The 3,694-nt window shown below is 67.1% G+C and carries 2 protein-coding genes and 2 pseudogenes; 2 read left to right on the top strand and 2 right to left on the bottom strand.

What is annotated here, in order from left to right; genetic code table 11:
• Positions 1-154 (bottom strand): annotated as a pseudogene (locus KVT44_RS59700) (IS5/IS1182 family transposase); the annotation flags it as partial.
• A 270-nt stretch (positions 155-424) separates the two neighbouring features.
• A pseudogene (locus tag KVT44_RS55265) lies at positions 425-701 on the bottom strand (transposase); the annotation flags it as partial.
• Positions 702-1,182: 481 nt separating this feature from the next.
• On the opposite strand from KVT44_RS55265, the gene KVT44_RS55260 reads away from it, so the two are divergent.
• Both KVT44_RS55260 and KVT44_RS55255 read left to right on the top strand, forming a co-directional pair.
• Positions 1,183-2,031: a hypothetical protein gene (locus KVT44_RS55260; RefSeq protein WP_217576789.1), complete on the top strand. Its 849-nt coding sequence runs from the start codon at positions 1,183-1,185 to the stop codon at positions 2,029-2,031.
• A 220-nt stretch (positions 2,032-2,251) separates the two neighbouring features.
• Positions 2,252-3,172, top strand: a complete 921-nt coding sequence (locus tag KVT44_RS55255; RefSeq protein WP_308314427.1) for a DUF6461 domain-containing protein — start codon at positions 2,252-2,254, stop codon at positions 3,170-3,172.
• Positions 3,173-3,694: the final 522 nt, after the last annotated feature.

Here is a 3,694-nt window from a genome sequence, read left to right as displayed (position 1 = left end):
CCCAGCGGCGGGGAAGGACGACGAAGCCCTTCGCGTCCGGCGGCCGACGCACCGTTTGGATCGTGATGTCGAGGTAGCTCCCGGCCCAGATCACGAGCATTCCGACGCAGGCGGAGTCGGCCCAGACGACGGCAATCTCGGGGTCCGTTCTTCTCGCATCCGGAACGGATCCGAACGAAAGGTGTTTCGGGCACACGCTGCTCACCCACGCGCTCGATGTTGAGGGCGATGGCCACCTGCAGACGGGATACCCGTGGAACACGGCGGCGACCGCCATTCTGCTCGCCTACGGTGCAGACCCTCAGTTGCCAGCCGACGACGGGGAAACCTCATGCAGGTCGCCGAACACTACGGTCATGTCATGGCACAGGCACTGCTCAAGCGTTTCGTTCCTCCATTTTAGGACCTGCTTGGAACGCGCTGGTCATAGCCACTCGTTGAGGACTGCGACCAACACGGTGGCCTCGTAGCGGACGGCGAGCTTGTCATACCTTGTGGCCACAGCACGGTGGCGCTTGAGGCGGTTGATTCCGCACTCAACAGCATGCCGCTCGCGGTAGTCGGTCTTGTCGAACTTCGGCGGCCGGCCGCCTCGCGGAGCCGAGCTTCTGGCGGTTGCGGACGCGGTCGGCGGGGACCGGGATCGTCGTCTTGATCCCGCGTCTGCGCAGGTAGGCTCGGTTGCGGCGGGAGGAGTACGCCTAATAGGCACGCGGGTTGGCCGTTGGTCAGTCCAGGCGGGGGCCGGGCGGGACATCTGTGCTGTAAGCAGCACCGTGAGTGCTTCGACAAGAGGGATGCGTTCTGGCCCCTGCCGTCACGAGCTCGCTCGCCGTACCGTGCCGTGATTCGAGCCATTCCCAGGGCCACCTCCCAATCAGCCGGAGCCGTCGAGTTCTTCACGAGAGTGAGGGTCCCTGAGCAGGGCTGGGGCCACGGACGGCTGATGGGGTGGTGCGCCCGCGAGCGCTTCTATTAGGTCGCCGGGTGGTCCTGCCGCGGCTCGATGCCGACGGACAGCGAACCGACAGTCGCATGACCCGCCGGACACCCCTAGCCCGTTACGCACTTATTGCACAAGGGATCTTCACTATTTCCGACCTGAGTTCATATGATGCGAAGATCAACAGGCCCGGCCAGAGGGAGACTTCGGCGGGCCTCTCAGGTTCCTGTGGGGGTTTCATGCATATACGCGTTGCGGTCGCCGTAGTTTCCGGTGCCGTCGTTCTGTCCGCACTCGCTCTTCCGGTTGCCGCTCAGGCGGCGGGGCGTGCGGGTGCGTCGGCGAAGCTCAGCTCCTTCGCCTCGAAGACCGTTCGTCCGAACGACTCGCTGGGCAACACCAAGTTCTCGCACGCGGTCATCAACGGCGGCAAGGACATCGCCCTCGGCACCACCGGCACGAAGTCCGTCACCGTCACGTACACCGCCACCGACCAGAACGGCGTCGCCCTCACCGAGGCCTTCCTGTGGCAGGGTACCGACAGCTCGACCACGGCCGGCATCACCGGCGGCCTGGGGACGGACGACGACCCCAGCTGCACGGAGACCGCGACCCAGGGCGTCTACAACTGCAAGGCCGTCTTCAACATCCACCCGGCCACCGACATGAAGGACAACGGCGTAGCCGGGACCTGGAAGCTGTTCCTGGGCGCGTGGGACCTGTACGCGAACGCCAGCTACAACGACGATGTCGCCACCGCCGCGATCAAAAAACTCTCCACGCTGACCGCCGATGCCACACCCGAGCCCGTCAAGAAGGGCAAGACCATCACGGTCACGGGCAAGCTCGCCCGCGCCAACTGGTCGACGGCCAAGTACGCCGGCTACGCCTCCCAGCCCGCGAAGCTGCAGTTCCGCAAGAAGGGCAGCAGCGCCTACACCACCCTCAAGACCGTCAAAACCAGCAGCACCGGCGTCCTGAAGACCACCACCAAGGCCACAGTCGACGGGTACTACCGCTACCTCTTCGCCGGCACCGCCACCACCGCCGCCTCGACAGCACCCGGCGACTTCGTCGACGTCAGGTAAGCACCGCGACGCCGAACCACTCAGGCCCAACCACAGCGGCGCCGAACTCAACAAGTCGGCGCCGCAAAGCCGAGGTCCACGGTAGTGCCGGCCACTGCGGGCTGGGAGGCCTTCGACCCAGACGGAGGCGAGCAGCTGCCCCTGGATGCATGCTCGTCGTCCAGGTGTTGATCATGTACGGGCATTCGTCGGGCGCCTGCGCATCGGTACGCACGACCAGGTGTTGACGCGGTCGCCCGGCACGTTGCCGAGCGCGACCCGGCTGCACACCGACGCGGGTGAGCGGGAGGCGGAGCGGCGCGGGGGCAAAGCGGTGTCGGTGGTGGCGGCCAGACCGTGGGGCATGACTTTGGCGACCGCACAGGACTACGCCTGGATACGTTCCTCCCCGGTGTTCCGCAACGCGATAGAGGGCGGATACGGCCTGACCCTGGTACGGGGCATGGCCCCCAGCGACGTACTGCGTGTGATGGGGGCGGAGCCGCAGGGCACGTGCACGGGCGTGGACGCGCTGACCGAGCGGTATATGGACCAGCGTGATGCGACGGACTACTGGGACGACTCCTTCATCGCAGGCACCTTCACCGTGCCGGGCACGGACGGCGATTGGACGCTCGTCCTGCAGTTTGACGGCGGCGCGGAGATGCGGCCGCGCTTCCTGGAAGCCCTGTCGGCGGCCGGGCGAGCCGTGACGCATTCCAGCAACGGGGGCGCGCCCATCGACCTGTTCCACTGGTACGAGGCCGGTGAGCTTCGGACCAGCTTTGAGTGGCCCATCGACAGGTACGGCAGCACCCCAGACGAACTGGTCCCCTTGATGCGTGAGATCGGTTTCGACCTGACCGAGGACGGCACCGGCCCGAGCACCGACACCAAGGCGGCGGTCCTCGCCCTCGCCGAGCGGCTGACCGGTGTGCGGCTGACGGAGGAGCTGCTCAAGGACGCCGAGTACCACTTCGGGCATGTGCCGGAGGAGCCCGCCGAGGAGTGGACCAAGTTCGTCATCGACATCACCGACGCTCACGGGGAACGGTTCTACAAGGAAGTCACCCGTGAGGAGGTCGAGGCCGCTTCGGCACGTGCCCGGGCCGAAGCGGAGGCGCCGATCGTCATCCACGGGCCCTCGTCTCCCGCTCCCTGACTCCCACGCTGGCCAAGGCCGGAGCGCAACCGCGGCCCTATGACCCTGCTCCGAGCCCCGGATGGAGGCCGTTTCGCACGATGGTCATCTCGCGCGGAACGGCACCGTCGTCCACGGCGCTGATGAACCCCTCGGCCGCTCCCGTCACGGCAGGGCAGCGGCCGGTGCCCTCGGGAGTACGCGGCGCTGGCATGGTCGGGCAGTTCGTCGATGACCTGGAGGGCCTTGGGCGACAGGCGGGCGGCCCAGGCCGCGTCGCTCACGGGCGGCCCCCGAGGACGTCGTCCAGGGCGATGCCGTCGGAGTCGTCCTTGCCGGAGGCAAGGAAGGCGGCTTCGCCACGACATGGCCTACCGGCTCGGCTGGTCGCACTGGCGGCGGCTCCATCAGCAGCAATCCCTCACCAGCCATTACCGGCGACAAGCCGCATCCCAGACATGAGTGCCGGGTCTGGTGCACGATCGGGTGACATCTGAACTGGCTTGCCCTGCGGGGCGGGTGGGAAGGATGTCGCTGTGCCCA

The organism is Streptomyces sp. GbtcB7 (assembly GCF_019091445.1).
Classification (GTDB): Bacteria; Actinomycetota; Actinomycetes; order Streptomycetales; family Streptomycetaceae; genus Streptomyces; species Streptomyces mirabilis.
Note: the sequence above shows the minus strand (reverse complement) of the source record. Positions and strands in the feature narration are given on the sequence as shown.

Bases quoted from the DNA above. Each gene is read 5' to 3' on its own strand.
- KVT44_RS55260 (WP_217576789.1), top strand. From the start codon at position 1,183: ATGCATATACGCGTTGCGGTCGCCGTAGTTTCCGGTGCCGTCGTTCTG.